Genomic DNA, 18,295 nt, shown 5'->3' on the forward strand with positions numbered 1-18,295 from the left:
TCCCGACCTGATCAACAACGACGACGTCAGCCTCTTCCTCAAACGCAACTAGCCGGCACTTTAGTGCCAAAGGCTGCGGGTCCGGTCCGGGATCCGCACCGGACCCGCAGCTTCCACCTCCACCGCCCCGACCTACCCCAGGCCGAAGACCCGGAGCATCTATGACACTCCAGTTCGAGCATGCATCTCCCCATCAGCGGGTACTCTTCGGCAACGGCAACGCAACAGAGGCCCTTACTGCCGAAGCTGCACGGCTGAAAACCCAACATGCGATGGTAATCTCCAGCCGCAGGTATGCGGACGTGGCCGAGACCATCACCCAAGGCGCCAAAGTCGCCCTGCGTTATCACGACGTGGTGGAACATGTCCCCGCCGCGGCTGCGGAAGCAGCCCGCATGGCTGCCGCCTTCCACAACGCCGACCTTCTGGTAGCCGTAGGCGGCGGATCGGCCATCGGACTAGCCAAGGCCGTTGCGCTCACCACTGGTTTACCCATCGTTGCGGTGCCCACCGGATACGCCGGTTCCGAGGCCACGAACATCTGGGGCATCACAGCGGACCACCGCAAGACCACTGGCGTGGACGACCGCGTGCTGCCCGCATCCGTAATTTACGACGTCGGCTTGACGCTTTCGCTGCCCGTGGCACTCTCGATAGCCTCGGGTTTGAACGCGCTGGCGCACTGCATCGATTCCCTGTGGGCACCACGCCGCCACCCAGTGAACGCAGCACTCGCCACGGAAGCCATCCACCTGCTCGCCGAGGGACTGCCAGCCGTGAAGGCAAACCCCCTAAGCGTTGCAGGCAGGGAACAAATGCTGAGCGGCGCATTCCTCGCTGCAACCGCATTCGCATCAGCAGGTGCAGGTATGCATCACAAAATCTGCCACGTCTTGGGCGGAACCTTCAACCTTCCGCACGCCCAAACGCATGCGGCGATCCTTCCCCATGCCACAGCATTCAACGCCGCAGGCGCACCGGAAGCGCAAAAACGCATCGCCGACGCCTTAAGCAGCGCCGATGCGGGGACAGGCCTGGCGAACCTCTACGAGAAACTTGACGCGCCACGCAGCCTTGGCAGTCTCGGATTCCGCGAAGACCAAGTCCCCGAAGCCGTACACGTCATACTGCCGCAGATACCCCCGTCGAATCCCCGCAGCGTCGATGCTGCCGACCTGGAACGGCTGCTGCGTTCCGCTTGGAAAGGAAACACCCCATGATTTTTCTGGCATGCCAGCTCGGACTGCTGTCCCGCCTCAACAGCAAGCAGGACTTCGCGTTGTGGGAGGCCGAGCTGGCAACGCCCAGCTTTCGGTTCACCTCGTCCGCCTGGGCGGGCTGGTACGAAGAGGACACCTCAACTTTACGAAACTGAATTCGGCAAAATAGGCCGGTCCAGTTTTCAGCCGCGCCCCGTGTACGTGCCGTCAGAGGCGCCCCGGCTTCGGCGGCGACCTCCAACTCCTTCGGCCACATCACCTGGGTCGGATTCCTCTCATGGGCACGATTCTTCGCCCTCGGCGGCAAAAGGCAGGACTGCCCAAAGCCATCCCCGCCAACCTCTCCGCGTTCTCTTGGGCGCAGCAATCGTCCGGGGAGCAGCGAACCTGCCCGTTCCCCGGCGTTGGCCATATGGGCGTCCAGGCACGCTGGAGCGTGCTGGCCTTCATCCCGGGCACATTCGCCGGATGCGCTGCCTACTTCGGCACCACCTTCGACGCCGCCGGCACATCGCCCTCATCGCGGGAGCCGGCCTCGGCCGGCTCTTCGAGTACACGGCCGGCCTTCTCACCAACGCCGGCAAGAAACAGGCCGCACCCGTCCACAGATCGAGTCCCCACACCACCATCGAGGAACCGCCATGAGTGCACCAACAGCGCAGACCGCTGCCGGATCATTCGCCATCGAACACAGAATCCACGAACCCCAGGCATCGCGGCGCTTCCGCGTCGATGACTGGTTCCGCCTCCGGCAGCAACAGTAGAAATCCACCGCTAAGGCACCTACACCAGAACCGGCCGTGTGGAAGCCGAAACACCGGACTCAAGCATGCTCTGGCTCTGCTAGGAAGGCGTCGAACGACGCATGCTCATCGACAAGCACGACGGCTACGAGGTGTGATCGAACCCGGGCAACTCCAGCCGGCAGAACACCACGAATAACTAACGGAGACAGCCACGACCAACGTCACCGAACAACCAAACACCATCAACCCGGACAGGTCAGGGACGTCATGTCCAAGGTCCCCACCAGCGTCATAGTCATCGCCGGGCACCAGAACTGACCGGCGAATGCGACGCCATGATCGAGGATCATTCGTGCTCGTCTCCCTGGACTCCTACCTCGTCGGCTTCTTCGTCTCCCAACATTCGACGACCTGGCCCCAGCTCACCAAAGCCACAGTGCTCGGACTAAGCGCCCTGGCGGCAACCCACAGACAGTTCTGCCGCAAACTCGGCAAGAAAGAAGCAGACCGCTTGGACGAACGATTCTGGGTCCGGGGCGATTCGAGCCCCGCTGGTCGCCGGCTCCATTGCCTCCATGGAATGTCAGATCGAGAACGTCACCGCCGCCGGCGACCACACCTTCGTCCTGGCCCGGTACTCGGCCTAAACGCCGTCCCCACCAACGACCCCTCGTCTTCCAAAACCACGAATTCACCCGTCTCCTCTGATAAGCCATCACAGCATCCGCGACGACTACCCGACGACCGAACACACCACCCGAAGAGGCCCCACCGTGTCCCCGGACATTCCCAATCCAGCGGCCGCATCCGGCTCGACGGCCACCGCTGCCACGCCCAGCAGGGTGATGCTTGTAAAACCTGCTGCATGAGAACCGTAAGTTTGCCCCGTCCGAGGATTTCTCTGCGAACGCCGCCGTGACGGCGGATGAGTACTAGGAGGCGGCAGCTGACCGGCCGGCGTTCTGGGCGAAGCAGGCACTTGAGCTGCTGAGCTGTGACAAGGACTTCGATCAGGCGCTGGACTGTTCCGATGCGCCGTTAGCCAAGTGGTTCGTCGGCGGCGAAGTCAACGCCGCGTACAACGCCCTGACCGGCACGTTGAGAACGGCCTCGGCGACCGGGTGGCCATCCACTTCGAGGGCGAGCCGGGCGATTCCCGCTCCTACACCTACGCGGAACTCACCGACGAGGTGAAGAACGCCGCGAACGCGTTCGAATCCCTCGGCGTTGCCAAGGGCGCCGCGTGGCCGTGTACCTGCCCATGATCCCCGAGGCCGTCATCACGCTGCTTGCCTGCGCCCGGATCGGGGCCGTGCACTCGGTGGGTTCTCCGCCGACGCGCTCCGTTCCCGCATCGAGGACGCCGAGGCCAAGCTCGTGGTCACCGCCGACGGGACCTACCGCCGCGGCAAGCTCAGCGCACTCATGAGCGCGGTGGATGAGGCCCTCGCGAACGACGGCCACACCGTCCCGAACGTCGTGGTGGTCAAGCGCAACGGCCAGGACGTCGACTGGACCGAAGGCCGGGACCGCCGGTGGGCAGACACCGTCGGATCAGCGTCCGCCGACCACACCGCCGTCGGGCATGACTCCGAGCACCCGCTGTTCATTCTCTACACCTCCGGCACCACCGGGAAGCCCAAGGGCATCCTGCACACCACCGGCGGCTGCCTCACCTAGGCCGCCTTCACCCACAAGGCCGTCTTCGACCTGCACCCCGAGACGGACGTGTACTGGTGCACGGCCGATGTCGGCTGGGTCACCGGACACTCCTACGTCGCCTACGCGCCGCTCATCAACGGCGCCACCCAGGCCATGTACGAAGGCACCCCGCACTCACCCCGCCAGTGCCGCTGGTGGGAAAACGTGGAAAAGTACAAGGTCTCCATCCTTACACCGCCCCCACCGCGCACGTTCATGACATGAGGCGGGGACATTCCGGACAAGTACGACCTCTCCTCCATCCGCGTCCTGGGCTCCGCCGGTGAACCCATCAACCCCGAAACCTGGATGTGGTACCGCGACGTCATCGGCGGCAACGGCGGCAAGCAAAACCCCGCCCCGATCGTGGACACCGGGTGGCAGACCGAAACCGGAGCCCAGATGATCGCCCCGCTGCCCGGCGTGACCGCCACCAGGCCCGGTTCCGCGCAGGTGCCGCTGCCCGGCATCGCGCTGGATGTCGTCGACGAGAACGGCAACTCCGTCCCGGACGGGCACGGCGGCTTCCTGGTCATCCGTGAACCGTGGCCCTCCATGCTCCGCGGCATCTGGGGCGACCCGGAACGGTTCAAGGACACCTACTGGTCCCGGTTCGAGAACATGTACTTCCCCCGTGGACGGCGCCAAGAAGGACGAGGACGGCGACATCTGGCTCCTGGGCCGCGTGGACGACGTCATGAACGTCTCCGGCCACCGCCTCTCCACCACGGAAATCGAATCCGCCCCGGTAAGCGACCCCGCCGTCGCGGAGACCGCCGTCGTCGGCGCAACAGACGAAACCACCAGCCAGGCCGTCGTCGCGTTCGTCATCCTCCGCGGCGACGCCGTGGAGGACACCGCAACTGAAGCAACGGTATTCGGCCCGTTTTTAGCCGAGGACGCGCCCAAAAAAGTGAACAGGGTGGTGACACGGCGGCCAGCGCACGCGGGGAACCATGCTGGGTTGAAGGAACGGTGGCTGACACTGAAGGCCTGCTTGAGCCGGGTGCCCGCGCGAGGTACGGGAAGCAGACGAAGATGGCTTTTACGACGCGCAATACGCTCGCCGCGTGCACAACTGGACCGGCTCCGCTTCAAGCCGACAGCATCGCGAGCTTCAAATTTTGGTTGGTCAAATGCTGGCCGCTCTGGGCCGTTCCCTGTACGTGCGTCGCACTTGCACTTCATGGTTGCCGCTGAAGGGTACCGGACCCTTGTGACCACTTCTTCGTTAGAGGCGACCCGCAGCTAGACATCGGCGATTTCGTTTTCGGTATCAAGGACTGAGTTACCAAAACGCTTCGAGCCACAGGCTCTGCGTGCGCCGACGCCGGACGGGCGCGACCTATAGGTCAAATTTGGACCCGAACTCGTTTTTGACATCGTTCATGCTCCTGCCCGCGAGTAACAGCCTCAGTCAGGAAATCAACGCCTTCCTGGGCCTTCAACTGGAGGAAAAAGCGGCAAGCATCCGGCACCATTCGCCCGGACCAAGTGCGGCCCATGCAGCCGATACGACACAGGAACGGTGCCCTCAGGGGCAGCTTCCTCTTCTCACCAGCCCTCCCTGGGCGCCAAACTGATTCGCATATCGGTCCCCTCAAGCTCCTATTCCCAGAGCGAAATGTCCTCCATGAGGAACTTCAGCATCAATGCCAGCATCACTGCTGCGTACATGCGTTGGCGTTCCTCTCATGAAAAGCGAGGAAGTGAGGTACTTGTTCCATCACGGCCTGCCCGCTCGAGCTGGGCCCTGAACGGGTGTGGGGGAGCCCGACACATCCTGCCGTCCCAGATTCCTTACGTTCGGCGATCGCAATCCCGCGCTTCAACGTCGTGATCGAAAGCCGAAATCCTTCGCGATCTGCGCCAGCTGCGCCTCACCCTTACGGGTCACATCCATAGCATCCTGGGGAACTCCGCCCTATACGGCGTGAGCATGGTCAACATTCCTTCCACGAGCAAAAGCCCGCAAGGTCAAGGGGTCACAAAACCGTGGGCGTCCTCTTCGAACTGTGTGCCGACTCACAATGTGGAAAGCGTGTAAACATATATTTCTGCTAAAGTCAACAGGATCGATGTCCAAGGAACGAGTGACGCCCCCGAGATGTTGTCGGAGTTCCAGTCCGCAGGCGCTTCACTGGTCGCTCCCAGCCAAACCTCACCTTCCCGCACAATGCCGAGGGTTATGGCAGGCAATCCGACAACCACCCAAGCGGGCGTCATGGATTGACATAGCTTAACCGAGGCTGGCGTCGTCCGCGGGTAGCCCTTTTGCAGATTGACATTGAACCTTGTTCCGGGGATCGGAACACCGGGTAGAGCCGCCTTGCCGACGTCGGCTTTGATAAGTCAGGTACACACGACTCCTGTTTCTGGGTTGTGTGGTGTTGCCAGGTCGGCAACGAGCACGAAGTTGCTACCCCGTGAAATGGAGGTGCGCAGTGAATCTGGCCGGCAAAGTAGCGATCGTTACGGGCAGCGGGCAGGGCTTGGGACTTGCGTATGCCAAGGAACTTGCAGGCCGTGGTTGTGCTGTCGTCATCAACGGAGTGAACGCGGAACGGGCCGAGCGTGCCGCAGCCCAGATACGAAGGGACGGTGGCCGCGCCGTCTCCGTTGCCGCCAATGTCGGCACCAGCGAAGCGGCAAGGGCGCTCGTTAGCGGTGCAATCGCCGCTTTCGGTCGACTCGATGCATTGGTGACAAACGCCGGCAACCTGCGGGACAAGAGCTTACTGAACATGTCCGACGAGGACTTCGACGTGGTCGTGAATGTTCACCTACGCGGAACATTTACGTGTGTACGGGAGGCCTTTTCCTACTTCAAAGACGCAGGCATTCGCGGCCGAATTATCACAATCGGTTCCCCCAGTGGGCAATACGGGAACTTCGGCCAGACAAACTATTCTGCCGCCAAGGCGGGAATCGTAGGGATGATGCGAACCTGGGCCCTGGAAATGAAGAACTCAGGTGTCAACGTGAACACCGTTATTCCCGTCGCGGCAACGACAATGACCAAGGCCGTTCCATACTTCCAGAAGGCCCTTGAAGCGGAGGAACGCGGCGAAGCTATGCCCTCCTTCTTCCGCCGTGAACTTGGCTTCGGCAGAACTACAGACGTCGCAGGTCTTATCGCATACCTTGTTTCTGATGATGCAGCGGGTATAACTGGGCAGGTCATCGGTGTCGGGGGCGACCGCCTGCAACTCTGGGCGCACCCGGCGCCCCTCAGCAGCGAATATCACGACGGCGGCTGGGGCTATGAGGACCTTCAACAACATGGAGCGGAATTGTTCAAGCCGGAGAAGTTGCAACAGGTCGGCGCAACGTTTCCACAGCTGCCACCAGAACTCCAACCCGGGACCTCATAGCTCAAATCGGATGGCGACAACGACGGCGAACCACCTTAGCGCGAAATGGGCTGCCTTCCCTCAATGTCCGTTATGCACGCCTGTCAACCGCGTGTGAATAGATGGTGCCTTCCGGCCTATCTTACGACGAACGCTTCCGAGAGCTTGTCGTCCACATAGCGACAAATGCCCGATGATATCGAACCCATGAAAGATTCAGGAATGCCGAACCTCGTAGTCGACTTCAAGGACCTCCCCAATATGGCAGGTACCGATCTCGGAACTAGTGATTACAGGGAGATAACCCAAGTGGATATTGACACTTTCGCCAACCTCACCGGTGACCGGCAATGGATTCACGTGGACCCCGAACGTGCACAAGAAAGCCCACTCGGCGCTACGATTGCGCACGGCTTCTTCATACTCTCTCTTATCATTCCACTCTGGAGTGAACTCTTTGACGTTGAGGGCGTGACAACCAAGCTCAACTACGGCCTCGATAAAGTACGCTTCACCTCACCGGTCAAGGTAGGCTCTAAGGTCCGGCTTCGCGCAGCCATAACCGACGTCAGTGCTGTCGAAGGCGGCGCAACGATCAAGGTGAAAGCAATAATTGAAGTGAAGGACATCGAACGCCCCGCCGCCGTGGCTCAACTCCTGGCACGCTTCTACGTCTAACACCGCAAGCAGGGAAATAGAGCGATCAGCAAGCCATTCGACGCAGCAACTCATTGCGCCGAGGGTTTCAAAACCAATAGACCGGAAGGGCACCAAAAACACCCTTAACCCCGCTTCAACTGCACTCTTAGTCGTCCACCTGCAGCACGACTTCGTCTCACCGGGACTGTGGAAATAACGGCTATCCGGCTCGATACGCTGGGCTGTGAGCCAGGCGGGGAGGAGCCCGATAAGGCCGCGACACTTGAGCTGTGCCGATTACGAAAACCGCTAAAAGCCTCACAGTGAAGTCTGAGGCCGAGGCCGCCCGCAGCTGGTGAGGATGGCTAAGGAGCAGGGCCTGTCCCTCCGCGCTGTTCCCGGCCATTGGGAAAGGGACCTAATCATCGGTTCGACGGCATCGAAGTCCGCGATCGGGACCCTTGTCGAACGGGCCCGCGGTTACGTGATGTTGCTGCATCTGCCCGGGGATCACACTGCCCGCACTGTCGCCGATGCCATGATCACCGCGATAAATAGCCTGCCCGAGCAATTGCGCCCTTCGACGGCTTGGGATCAAGGAGCGGAGATGTCACGGCATCAGGAGATCACGATGGCGACCGGTATGCCGATCTACTTCTGCGACCCACACTCGCCCTGGCAACGCGGCAGCAACGAAAACACCAACGGGCTCCTCCGCAAGTACTTCCCGAAAAGCACCGATCTTTCGTTTCACGGGCCCGGAATCCTCGAAAACGTCGCCGCGGAACTCAACCGTCGGCCACGGAAACGACACGGCTACCGTACGCCCGAAAAAGTCCTCGCCAAGCTAGTCTCGAATCCAGTCAACTAAGTCCGGGGTTGCAGGCACCACTGGAATTCACCCCTCATCGCACTGGCGAGGCGCCTACCAGAAACCAATGTCACGCGTCACCGCTCAGGCGGCTTGACAGAAACCTTGAGATTCCCAATGGCCGGGGACGGCCCTGTCTTGGGCTTCTGCGGGCCGTTCGCTGATCTTGAAGGCTTCCGTGTAAGGGCTGTTCCTGGTCCGGTCCGCGGTGTGGGGGACGCGCTGCTTGCGTTTCAGGCTGAGCTTGCCGGCCAGGTCGGCCCGCAGGGCGCCGCGGGACTGAACGTCTAAGGCTTGGTAGATCGTCTCGTGGCTCACCTGCATAGTCTGATCATCCGGGAAGTGGAAGGCCAACATCGCCGAGATCAGTTTGGGGCTCCGCCCGTCACGATCCACACTCCGATCAGCCGGCATAGCGCCTCCCGTTCGATGAGCTTTAACGGTTTGGGCCGGCGCCGGGCCTCATGCGCCTTCGCATGCGCGGCCGAGGCCTAATACACACCGTACGCTCTGGTTTGCGTTTCACCTCCCGCCAGACCATGGACTTGTTCCGCCCGATCGCCGCACCGATCCTGGCGTAACTCAGTCCGCTCCGCGCGCCAATCTGGATCATACCCCGCTCCGCCAGGTTCAAAGCCCGGCCCGGCCCCTCCACTGAGGGCGCCGGAACCGCCAAGCCCCCAGTGGCGCCATATTCACAGTCATTATCTGGCCAGACTGGGCCCACCAATTACTCCCGGTCGGGTGCGCCGCTCCGGCACGCCGGGAGGCCTGCAGGATCGACAGTCCACCGCACACCAAATCAACAAACTCAGTACGGGCGGCCGGCGGAAACAACTTGACCATGAAACGCTCCATCAATCAGAGCGTTGCAACCAACCCATGAACTTGCCATCAAATCCTTACAGGGAAGTGTCAATCAAACCTTTAGCAGTCCCAATACCCGTTCGTTTGCGTCACCTATTTTTGGCACAAGCCAAGAATTTGGCCTGTCAAAGTGGTTTCTATGAAGGGGTGGGTGTCATCGGTCGTTCCGGTCGCTAAGGTCTGCCTATTAGCTCCAACGAGTGCGCTAGATATAGCGCTAATTCCAGCTTCATTCGGTTTTGACCAACGGGGCAATTCAGGATCTGCTCTGCCCGGCCGATCCGATAGCGAACAGTGTTGTGATGGATACCCAGCACCGAAGCGGTTGCCCGGAAGCTGCCGCCTGTAGCGAAAAATTCCCAGAGTGTATCCCGCAGGACCGCCATCTCCGGCGTCGCGTCGCCAATAGTGCCAAGCTGCTCTAAGACGAAAGTCCTGCACCGCTCGTAGTTCTCGCTGCACATTGCCGCGATCTCGATCTCATCGAATTGGGTGACCGTCCCGGGCCGCTTAGCAGCTTTTCGTCCGACGCGTAGGGCTTCGAGCGCTTGCTGGTGGCTTCGGCGGAAGCCCTCAAGCCCAAAACCGGGTTGACCTTGCCCGACGAGGACGGACACCTGTTCGAAGGATGCCCTATCGTTCTTCCTCGTGGGAACCCAGCACCAGGTCGTATTGACGTCGACACGGGCGACCAGGGGCCTGGCGTTGGCAATTGAACCGGCCAGCGCCCTGGCCAGCGAATCGAGAGGCGCGGAAGGCTGCCCGTCCTCGACCCGGCTCAGGACCAGGGCGACGTGCCATCCGGCGAAGTTGTACCCGAGCCGCATAGTTGCGACCGTGGGATCAAAATCGCCGCCATCGAGCGCGCTGCTGACATACGCCGCCCTTTCCAAAGTCCCTTCCTGTACCAGCCGGTCTGATTCGTCCCGGTAGGCGGCCTCGATACGTTCCAATATGACCTCGAGCCATGTCAGGAGGAACGACGTGCCGTACTGGACCACCGCCACCTGCGCCTCGCTTTCGGGTTCAAACCCTGCTACAGCACGGGCCCACTCATCGCACCAAAACGCTATCCCCACTCGGTACCCGCGAGTGAGGGCCGAGCGGTCGACGCCATGCTGGACCATGTCGCGGGCGATGCGCAACGTCTCTGCCGAGGGCACGATCTCTGTGGCGTCTTCGCCACGCGAAAGGGCGTGGATCAACGCCGCCGAGCCAATCCGACCTGATGCTTTGGCGAGCTCACGGACGCCGAGCCGGGACAACTCGGGAATCCGTTCGACAATGTAGCCCGCCGTGGCGTCTCCGATGTCGTCGATGCGGGGCAGCAAGGCTGTCGCCACGCGACGTGCCCGCTCCCGGACCTCAGGATCAACACCGCTCACCGATATCACTTTCCTCTCATTCTGGCCCATTTGGTCGATTGGTCAATAGAGAGGGCTTTTCTCGGCCAACGGACCGAAGACCTGGCCTCCCCGCCACGACACCCTTAGATTATGAGGGATCAGATCGTTCCCTGCATTGAAAGTTTTTCCGGGCGCTAGTCCGGTTCAGGAAACGAGGGAGTTTTCAATGAATGGACACCATGACGTCGTCGTTATAGGTGCCGGTTTCTCTGGCTTATACGCGGTTCACAAGATGCGCAACGAACTCGGGCTGTCAGTGAGGGCATTCGAAGCCGCTGACGGTATCGGAGGAACATGGTGGTGGAATCGGTATCCGGGAGCGCGGTGCGACTTTGAATCCGTGCACTACAGTTACTCGTTCTCCGACGAGATCCAGCGTGAATGGGAATGGACCGAAAAATTCGCCCCCCAACGAGAGATCCGATCGTATCTGGAATGGGTGGCCGATCGACTTGAGCTCCGCGGCTCGTTCCAGTTCGGAACGCGCGTGGAGTCGCTCACGTGGGACGAGCCTTCTGCCACCTGGGCCGTGCGAACATCCGATGGCGAAGTCTGCAGCGCGCGCTACGTGGTCTCCTGCGTGGGCGGCCTGTCGCATCCCAAGAGCGTTGATTTTCCTGGGGCCGATCTTTTCACCGGCGAGCTTTATCGGACAAGCTCCTGGCCCGAGCACGAGGTGGATTTCGCAGGAAAGCGAGTCGGCGTGGTGGGAGTTGGCGCCTCGGGAATTCAGCTTGTCACGGCGATCGCCGAGAAGACGGGGGCCCTCACCATATTTCAGCGAACCCCGAATTTCGTAGGCCGGCTGGGTAACGAGCCTGTCGCTCCTGAACAACGTCGTTGGAACGCCGAGAACCACGAGCAGATTCGCGGCGAATCCGGGAGCTACCTGATGGGGCTCCCGTACGACAGGGCGCTGCTTCCAGCCAGTGCTGCCAGCCCTGAAGAACGCAGGGAAGTATATGACCGCTACTGGGAGCGCGGAGGTTTCTCACTCCTTACGTCCACCTTTAACGACCTGCTGTTCAACCCGGAATCCAATGAAACGGCAGCAGAGTATGTGCGAGGGAAGATCCGCGAACAGGTCAAGGATCCAGCAACCGCCCAACTCCTCAGCCCGCGGGATCATCCATACGCCACGAAGCGTCCTCCGTTCGTCGATGGCTACTATGACGTCTACAATCTGCCCCATGTGCAGTTGGTAGACGCCGCTGCGGCGCCAATCAAGGAAATCACGGAGACCGGGATTCGCACGGCCGACGCCACATACGAGTTCGACATGATCGTCCTGGCCACCGGATTCGATGCATTCACCGGCGCACAGCTCGCTATCCCCACCATCGGGCGGGCTGGCATGACGCTGCAGTCCACGTGGCAAGATGGGCCTCGAAACTATCTGGGTATGCTCGGCGCAGGATTTCCGAACCTCTTCACGATCGTCGGGCCGCTCAGCGCAGCTGGCGTTGTCAACACCACCATGGTGACCGAAAAGCAAGTGGAGTTTGCCACAGCGCTAGTGAGTGAAATGCAATCCCGCCACGCTACAACAGTTGAAGCAACGGCTGACGCTGAGGAACGCTGGGTGCACCTGTGCCGCGCGATTATAGCGATGTCACTCTACTCGGCATCCCCAAAGTCTTGGCACGTCGGTGGGAATGTCGAGGGCAAAGCTGTCACGGGCTACACCTTTATGCTCGGTGCGCCAATGTACAACGCCATCATCGAGCAGGCGCGGTCACACGGCTTCGCTGGCCTATCCTTCGACGGGGTGGCAACGGAGGTGCCGCCCCTGGTGCGGCTTGACCCGGCTGCCGCGGTCGTCGTAGCGGGCATGCTCAACGGCGGCACACCCCCCATGGAGCAGCTGACTCCGGAGATGATGCGCGGACTGATGGATGCCATGGGTGGCATGCAGATTACGGGTCCTGATATGCGCGTTGAAGAGATCGATGTGCCACGTATGAGGATCTACATTCCTGACAGTGTCGCGGTCGAAGGAGCAGAGAATGCTCCTGTGCTGATCATGTACCACGGCGGTGGATTCGTCTCCGGGTCGCTCGAGACGCTTGACCCCACCTGCCGGCGCTACGCCGATAGCCTGGGCGCAATCGTTGTCTCGGCCACCTACGCACTTGCACCCGAGCATCCGTTCCCTGCCGGGCCCGACGATGCCTTCGCGGCATTGTTGTGGGTTCGGGAATACATCGGGGCGTATGGCGGAGATGCAGATCGAATTGCCCTCATGGGCGAAAGCGCGGGGGCTCATCTCGCCGCCGTAACCGCTATTCGTGCTCGTGACGAGCAGATTCCCGTCGCGGCTCAGATCCTCATGTATCCGGTCATCGACCCCGACGCAGATTCACCATCGAGGACCGAGCTTTCGGGCGGGCCATTCCTCACCGCGGCAGCGTGTGAGAAGTTCTGGGCGATGTACCTCGATGGTGCGGATATTACGGCGCAAACCTCACCGAACCGGACAACGTCCCTGGCCGGGGTCGCCCCGGCGCTCGTTCTCACCATGGAGCTTGACCTGCTTCATGAAGAAGCAGAGAACTACGCCGATCTCTTGGCCGCAGCGGGCGTAACTATGGAAAAGCAACGTTTTGACGGCCTATTCCATGGGGTCTTCGGCATGAGCGCAATGATCCCGCGAGTTCAGGAGATTGACGCGAGCGTCGCGACATTCTTCGACCGTCACGTCGGATCCGTGCGATCGGAGCGTCAGGAAGAGATGAGTTCCTGAGTACGCGGCGCGTCGAAGGGACTCAAGGAAGACCATGAAGGTCGGAGAGCAGAGGGGCTGCTCATTTTGGGTTTACGACTGGACGGCTGCCGTTAATCGCCGCCGATCTCCAGAATGGTTCCCGGAACGAAGGGAGCTCTTTTCGGAGGTAGCCACAAAACCACTTTTGGCCACCTCGGCAGAAGTGCCATAGCGATGCAGCGACTGGAGGATATCAGGGTATCTCGCTGATCCTGTGGAGCGGGCTGACATGTAGGTCCGGTTGTCAAGAGGCCTAGGTGAGCGGCTCCTGAGTTGTGGTTCCAGGGGCCGATCATCGTGTGCCGGCCGGTCGAGGCGACTGGGTGTTGGCGAGTCTTTCTCGGTGTCAGGCTCTCACGAAAATTAGGGGGACCCCCGGGCGTGAACTGCTCCCCGAAAGTTGGACTGACAATTCAGTTCTGACTTACGGGGAGCAGTTTCGTGTTTAAGAGCAGTTCATTGTCCGGTGAGCAACGTGTTGCCGCGGTGGCGTTGTTCGAGCGAGGGTGGGGTGCCAAGTCGGTGGCCACGAGGCTCGGGGTGGGTTGGAAGGCAGTCAGGCGGTTGCATGACATGTGGCGTGTCCGCGGAGATACTGAATTGGTGACCAAACCTGACAAACGGCAGTTTTCGTTGGACTTCAAACTCAACGCGGTGCAGAAGTACCTCGCCGGCGAGGACAGAGGCGCCTTGGCCAAGGAGCTGGGCCTTTCCTCACCGCATCTGCTCACCGTGTGGACGGGAAAGTGCCGGGCAGAGGGTGAAGAGGGTCTGCGCCCCAAGCGAAAGGAAGGCCACGGAAGACCTTGGAGGTCACCGGGCCGGAATCGGAGCTGGAGCGTTTGCGCCGCGAAAACGAGCGGTTGCGGGCCGAGGTGGCTTTCTTGGGAAAAGTAAAAGCCTTGAGGGACGAGGAACGGCGCTAGAGGTTCGCGCTGTCATCGCTCTCAAGGCTGAGCAGCGGATGGACCTTCTCCTGGAGGTGGCCGGGTTGGCCAGGTCCACATTCTTCTATCACCAGTCCCGTTTTCAAGGCCCGGATCCACGGGCGGCCCTGAAGACCGCTGTTTCGGAGATCTTCAAGGAAAACCACGGCCGGTACGGACGCGAGCAAGGCCTCGTCGCCCCTAACCTGCTCAAGCGCCAGTTCGAAGCGGATGCCCCCAACCAGAAATGGGTTACGGACGTGACCGAGTTCAGCGTCGGTGCAAGAAGCTCTACCTCTCACCGGTCATGGACCTCTTTGACCGTCAGATCATCTCCTACGCGATCGGGACCTCGCCGAACCTGGAGCTGACACAACTCCTGGCGCACTCTCCTGGCCAGCGTAGGCGCGGTCCAATCAATGTCACGCAAAGCCAACTGCTACGACAACGCCGCGATGGAGAACTTCTTCGGACACCTCAAAGAAGAACTGTTCCACCGCGTCCGATTCCTCAACACCGCCGCCTTGGAGACAGCACTCCACGAGTACATCCGCTGGTACAACACCAAAAGAATCTCAACAAAGCTAAAGGGCTTGAGCGCGGTGGAATACCGTGCCCAGACCCTTGCGGCCTAACATCTATATAACGGTCCAACTTTCGGGGACCATTTCAGCGAGAGTACCTGCTTTGTTAAAACGGACGGCTTCCGTTCTGGGCACGCGGTCGGTCTGCTGCTTGGAGGATGGCTTTGGGTACTGCCCCCGGTCTTGTTGACTCCTTGACCTAGCGATCTTGTGGTCGTGGAAGGATGTTGACCATGCCCACGCCTTACGGACGGAGTTCTGCCAAGATGTTATTGATGTGGCCGGCAAGGGCGAGGCGCCACTGGCGCAGATCGCCAAGGATTTCGGGCTGTCGGTCACGACGTTGAAGCGCTGGATTGCCATTGCCGAACGTAAAGAATCCGGGGCCGGTCAAGCAGCTGCGGAGTCGGCTGAGATGCGTGAGCTGAAGAAACGGAGCCGCCTGTTGGAGCAGGAGAATGACATTCTGCGCCGGGCCGCCGCCTACCTGGTCAGGGACATCAACCCAAAATGATCTAACCGCTGGTCACGGATCTTGCCGCCGACGGTGTTCCCGTGGCGGTGACCTGCAGGGTACTGGGATTAAGCAGGCAAGGCCATTACCGGTGGAAGGCAAGGCTAACCCGGTGACGGAACGGGACTGGAGTGATGCCCTCCTAGTCAACGCAGCCCTGGACATCCACGCCGACGACCCGGCATTCGGATACCGGTTTATCGCCGACGAGCTCCCCGGGAAGGGCATCCTGGCCGGCGAGAACCGCGTCCAGCGCCTGTGCAGGGACCATGGTATCTGGTCAGTGTTCTCTAAGAAACGCGGTTTGGGACGGAAGCCAGGGCCACCCGTCCATGACGATCTTTTCGACCGTAACTTTCCCGCCACGGCACCGAACCAGCTGTGGCTGACAGGTATTACCGAACACCCGACCGCCGAGGGGAAGCTCTACCTCTGCGCGGTGAACGACGTCTACTCCGGGAAGATCGTCGGATACTCGCTGGGCTCCCGGACGAAGTGCTCTCTGGCCGTCGCCGCGCTGGAGAATGCTGTGCGTCCACGCAGCCCAACAGGGACCGTGGTGCACTCCGACCGGTTGAATACGCCCAATTCCGGTCCGCCCGCTTCGTTGAATAGTTCCGCCATCGTGGGCTCACAGGGTCCAGGGGCCGGGTCGATGCATGCGCGGACAACGCCGCCATGGAGTCGTTCTTCTCACTGCTGTATTGACCATGGACGTTAATGACGCTCGGCGTGGTTTGGTGACATGAAGAAAACCTCCAGGTGGAGTGGGGCTTGTCTAGAGTCCAATTCCACGCACGGAGGTCTTCGTGTCCCACCCTAATGCTTTCCTCACGCCTCGGGGCCGGCTGCAGCTTGCTCAATGTGTCGTTGACCAGCGCTGGAGTCTGCGTCGCGCGGCTGAACGGTTTCAAGTTTCGGTGCCCACGGCGGCCCGTTGGGCGCGGCGTTACCGTGAGCAGGATCCCGAGGCGATGAACGACCGGTCCAGCCGCCCACATAACTCGCCGCGGCGGTTGGCAACACGATGCGAACGGCGGATCATCGCCATGCGGGTGAACCGCCGATGGGGGCCAGCAAGAATCGGGTACCTGCTGGGCCTCCACCCATTGACCGTGCACCGGGTCCTATCCCGTTACGGGCTGGCGAAACTGATCATCGACCGGCACGCCGTGGAGGCCCAAGGGTACCTGGACTCCCAGAACATCCTGGAGGCCCTGGAACCCACAGCACGATGAAGCGGATCATGGCCACCATCGACTCCGACGCCACGAGACCCAGAACAATCACACCGGCGGCGGCCATCCGTAAACCTGCCGGCGGCTCCGACCCCTCGGCAGGCGCGGCGGCCACGGTGCATGTGCGCTCTGCCGAGCACGACCGGCGCGGCGGACAGGGAGGCCAGGGCTGATGTTAACCAGCGAGGACCATGAGAAATTCCGGACCCTGCGCATCGCGCACCTGGCCGTGCGGTTCGAGGAACTGATCACCGACGAGGCCAATGACCAGCTCACCCCGAGCAGATCTTCTTCTCCGCCGTGGACGACGCCCTTGAACAGCGTCGTGCCCATCGGATCGACAAGCTCATCCGGGCCGCAAGGTTCCCCATCCCGCAGGCTCGGTCACCGAGATCAGCTACCAGGAAGGACGCGGGTCGCCTGCACTAGGATGGACGACCTCGCGCGCCGGCTGGTCATCGCACGCGGTGACGGCATCGGCCACCAGAAGCTACTCAACGAACTTTCGGACGTGGACCTGCTGGTCATCGATGACTTCCTCACCGTCGGCCTCGACCCCGAAGCGGCCAACGACCTCTTCGCGGTTCTGGCCAACCGGGAACACCGCCTGCCCACACTCATCGCATCGCAGTCCGGGCCAGCCTACTGGGTTGAGGCCCTACCGTACCGGGTGACCGCGGACTAAATAGTGAACCGGCTGGCCAACAACGCCCGCCAGCTCAACCTCGGCCACGTGGACATGCGACAGCTCCGCGAGGACAAGGCCCGGCACACTCGGACCACTGGGAATAGACCCTACCCAGCACAAGGTGCCGGCCCCGAGCAGACAATCAAAGGGCCGGTACCAAGTTCCCAGAACCTTGGTACCAACTACCCAGACCAGGAGTACCAACCGAAGCTATCTGCAGCGGTGAGACACTTCGCGGCGCTTACCTGCTGAGCCACCGGTGCGCGCAGGTCCTGGAGATGCCAATTTCCTTGACCACATGAGCCACCGGCCGTCCAGGATGCGTTCGATGATGATCTTTCTTCCGTTCGGAGTCAGGCGGGCGTTACGGTGGGACATGAGGACCTCTTAGTCGTTGCCTACTTGTGGTAGCCACCAACTTAAGAGGTCCTCACTTATTAACGATGCAAACGACGTCATGACCCAGTACACCTGGGGGAGGCGACCGCATTTTACGTCGCCCTCCAGCACGTTCGATCCAACTTCCCGTCACGGGTTCCGAAACCTGGCGGAAGGAGGTGATTCCCGAATACGTAACGGCGCGCGACGGAAGCTTGCAAAGTTGGAAGAAAGCCGCCACGGCCTGACATTGGAGGCTCGGCCCCCTGTAACTTGTGGTGGCTGTGATGGGTACTGCTGCAGGTGCGCTTGTGAGGCTGGCGCACCTGCAGCTGGAGGTCGTTACGGCTAGTTGCGTTTGAGGAAGAGGCTGACGTCGTCGTTGTTGATCAGGTCGGGA

At 61.1% G+C, this 18,295-nt stretch carries 14 protein-coding genes and 7 pseudogenes; 16 read left to right on the forward strand and 5 right to left on the reverse strand.

Annotation, left to right across the window (positions count from 1 at the left end):
• The first annotated feature begins 161 nt into the window (after positions 1-161).
• From QRM57_RS20815 to acs, 6 genes and pseudogenes are all read left to right on the forward strand, one after another.
• The gene (locus QRM57_RS20815) at positions 162-1,220 is read left to right on the forward strand and encodes a maleylacetate reductase (protein WP_284988111.1); all 1,059 of its coding nucleotides are present in this window, start codon (positions 162-164) and stop codon (positions 1,218-1,220) included.
• On the forward strand, positions 1,217-1,375 hold the full coding sequence (locus tag QRM57_RS20820) for a hypothetical protein (protein WP_284988112.1): 159 nt from the start codon (positions 1,217-1,219) through the stop codon (positions 1,373-1,375). Before QRM57_RS20815 ends, QRM57_RS20820 begins: the two co-directional genes overlap by 4 nt.
• A 313-nt stretch (positions 1,376-1,688) precedes the next feature.
• The gene (locus QRM57_RS20825; protein WP_284988122.1) at positions 1,689-1,865 is read left to right on the forward strand and encodes a hypothetical protein; all 177 of its coding nucleotides are present in this window, start codon (positions 1,689-1,691) and stop codon (positions 1,863-1,865) included.
• Complete coding sequence (locus tag QRM57_RS20830; RefSeq protein WP_284988123.1) at positions 1,862-1,984, forward strand: hypothetical protein; 123 nt, start codon at positions 1,862-1,864, stop codon at positions 1,982-1,984. The genes QRM57_RS20825 and QRM57_RS20830 overlap by 4 nt, the downstream gene beginning before the upstream one ends.
• 485 nt (positions 1,985-2,469) lie before the next feature.
• Positions 2,470-2,613, forward strand: a pseudogene (locus QRM57_RS21010) (flavin reductase); the annotation flags it as partial.
• Positions 2,614-2,824: 211 nt separating this feature from the next.
• Positions 2,825-4,520: pseudogene (gene acs / locus QRM57_RS20835) on the forward strand (acetate--CoA ligase); the annotation flags it as partial.
• Positions 4,521-5,451: 931 nt separating this feature from the next.
• On the opposite strand, the pseudogene QRM57_RS20840 reads toward acs, so the two are convergent.
• Positions 5,452-5,608 (reverse strand): annotated as a pseudogene (locus QRM57_RS20840) (IS3 family transposase); the annotation flags it as partial.
• A 503-nt stretch (positions 5,609-6,111) separates the two neighbouring features.
• On the opposite strand from QRM57_RS20840, the gene QRM57_RS20845 reads away from it, so the two are divergent.
• From QRM57_RS20845 to QRM57_RS20855, 3 genes and pseudogenes are all read left to right on the forward strand, one after another.
• A complete protein-coding gene (locus QRM57_RS20845; protein ID WP_284988113.1) occupies positions 6,112-7,041 on the forward strand; it encodes an SDR family NAD(P)-dependent oxidoreductase in 930 nt (309 codons plus the stop codon).
• Positions 7,042-7,242: 201 nt separating this feature from the next.
• Entirely contained in the window at positions 7,243-7,698 is a 456-nt protein-coding gene (locus QRM57_RS20850; RefSeq protein WP_284988121.1) for a MaoC family dehydratase, read from the forward strand.
• A 349-nt stretch (positions 7,699-8,047) separates the two neighbouring features.
• Positions 8,048-8,530: pseudogene (locus tag QRM57_RS20855) on the forward strand (IS30 family transposase); the annotation flags it as partial.
• 84 nt (positions 8,531-8,614) lie between these two features.
• On the opposite strand, the gene QRM57_RS20860 reads toward QRM57_RS20855, so the two are convergent.
• The 3 genes from QRM57_RS20860 to QRM57_RS20865 all read right to left on the reverse strand — a co-directional run bounded on the left by QRM57_RS20860 (position 8,615) and on the right by QRM57_RS20865 (position 10,782).
• Entirely contained in the window at positions 8,615-8,848 is a 234-nt protein-coding gene (locus QRM57_RS20860; protein WP_284988114.1) for a hypothetical protein, read from the reverse strand.
• Positions 8,849-8,966: 118 nt separating this feature from the next.
• Complete coding sequence (locus tag QRM57_RS21015; RefSeq protein ID WP_350309865.1) at positions 8,967-9,257, reverse strand: helix-turn-helix domain-containing protein; 291 nt, start codon at positions 9,255-9,257, stop codon at positions 8,967-8,969.
• A 313-nt stretch (positions 9,258-9,570) separates the two neighbouring features.
• On the reverse strand, positions 9,571-10,782 hold the full coding sequence (locus QRM57_RS20865) for a PucR family transcriptional regulator (RefSeq protein ID WP_284988115.1): 1,212 nt from the start codon (positions 10,780-10,782) through the stop codon (positions 9,571-9,573).
• A gap of 187 nt (positions 10,783-10,969) precedes the next feature.
• Between QRM57_RS20865 and QRM57_RS20870 the strand changes: the two genes are divergently transcribed.
• From QRM57_RS20870 to QRM57_RS20895, 7 genes and pseudogenes are all read left to right on the forward strand, one after another.
• Entirely contained in the window at positions 10,970-13,546 is a 2,577-nt protein-coding gene (locus QRM57_RS20870) for a flavin-containing monooxygenase (RefSeq protein WP_284988117.1), read from the forward strand.
• Between the two features lie 594 nt (positions 13,547-14,140).
• Positions 14,141-14,464 (forward strand): helix-turn-helix domain-containing protein, encoded by a 324-nt coding sequence (locus QRM57_RS21020; protein WP_350309866.1) that lies wholly within the window; start codon positions 14,141-14,143, stop codon positions 14,462-14,464.
• 448 nt (positions 14,465-14,912) lie between these two features.
• The gene (locus QRM57_RS20875; RefSeq protein ID WP_284988118.1) at positions 14,913-15,128 is read left to right on the forward strand and encodes an IS3 family transposase; all 216 of its coding nucleotides are present in this window, start codon (positions 14,913-14,915) and stop codon (positions 15,126-15,128) included.
• 182 nt (positions 15,129-15,310) lie between these two features.
• Positions 15,311-16,293: pseudogene (locus QRM57_RS20880) on the forward strand (IS3 family transposase); the annotation flags it as partial.
• A 107-nt stretch (positions 16,294-16,400) separates the two neighbouring features.
• Positions 16,401-16,745 (forward strand): annotated as a pseudogene (locus tag QRM57_RS20885) (helix-turn-helix domain-containing protein); the annotation flags it as partial.
• Positions 16,746-16,825: 80 nt separating this feature from the next.
• The gene (locus QRM57_RS20890) at positions 16,826-17,002 is read left to right on the forward strand and encodes a hypothetical protein (protein ID WP_284988119.1); all 177 of its coding nucleotides are present in this window, start codon (positions 16,826-16,828) and stop codon (positions 17,000-17,002) included.
• Positions 17,002-17,514 carry an ATP-binding protein gene (locus tag QRM57_RS20895; RefSeq protein ID WP_284988120.1) on the forward strand — a complete coding sequence of 171 codons (513 nt, stop codon included), beginning with the start codon at positions 17,002-17,004 and terminating at the stop codon, positions 17,512-17,514. The genes QRM57_RS20890 and QRM57_RS20895 overlap by 1 nt, the downstream gene beginning before the upstream one ends.
• 247 nt (positions 17,515-17,761) lie before the next feature.
• Here QRM57_RS20895 and QRM57_RS20900 read toward each other — a convergent pair.
• Positions 17,762-17,895, reverse strand: a pseudogene (locus tag QRM57_RS20900) (IS481 family transposase); the annotation flags it as partial.
• Positions 17,896-18,295 lie beyond the last annotated feature (400 nt).

The sequence above is a fragment of the Arthrobacter sp. fls2-241-R2A-172 genome (assembly GCF_030208885.1).
Lineage (GTDB): Bacteria > Actinomycetota > Actinomycetes > Actinomycetales > Micrococcaceae > Arthrobacter.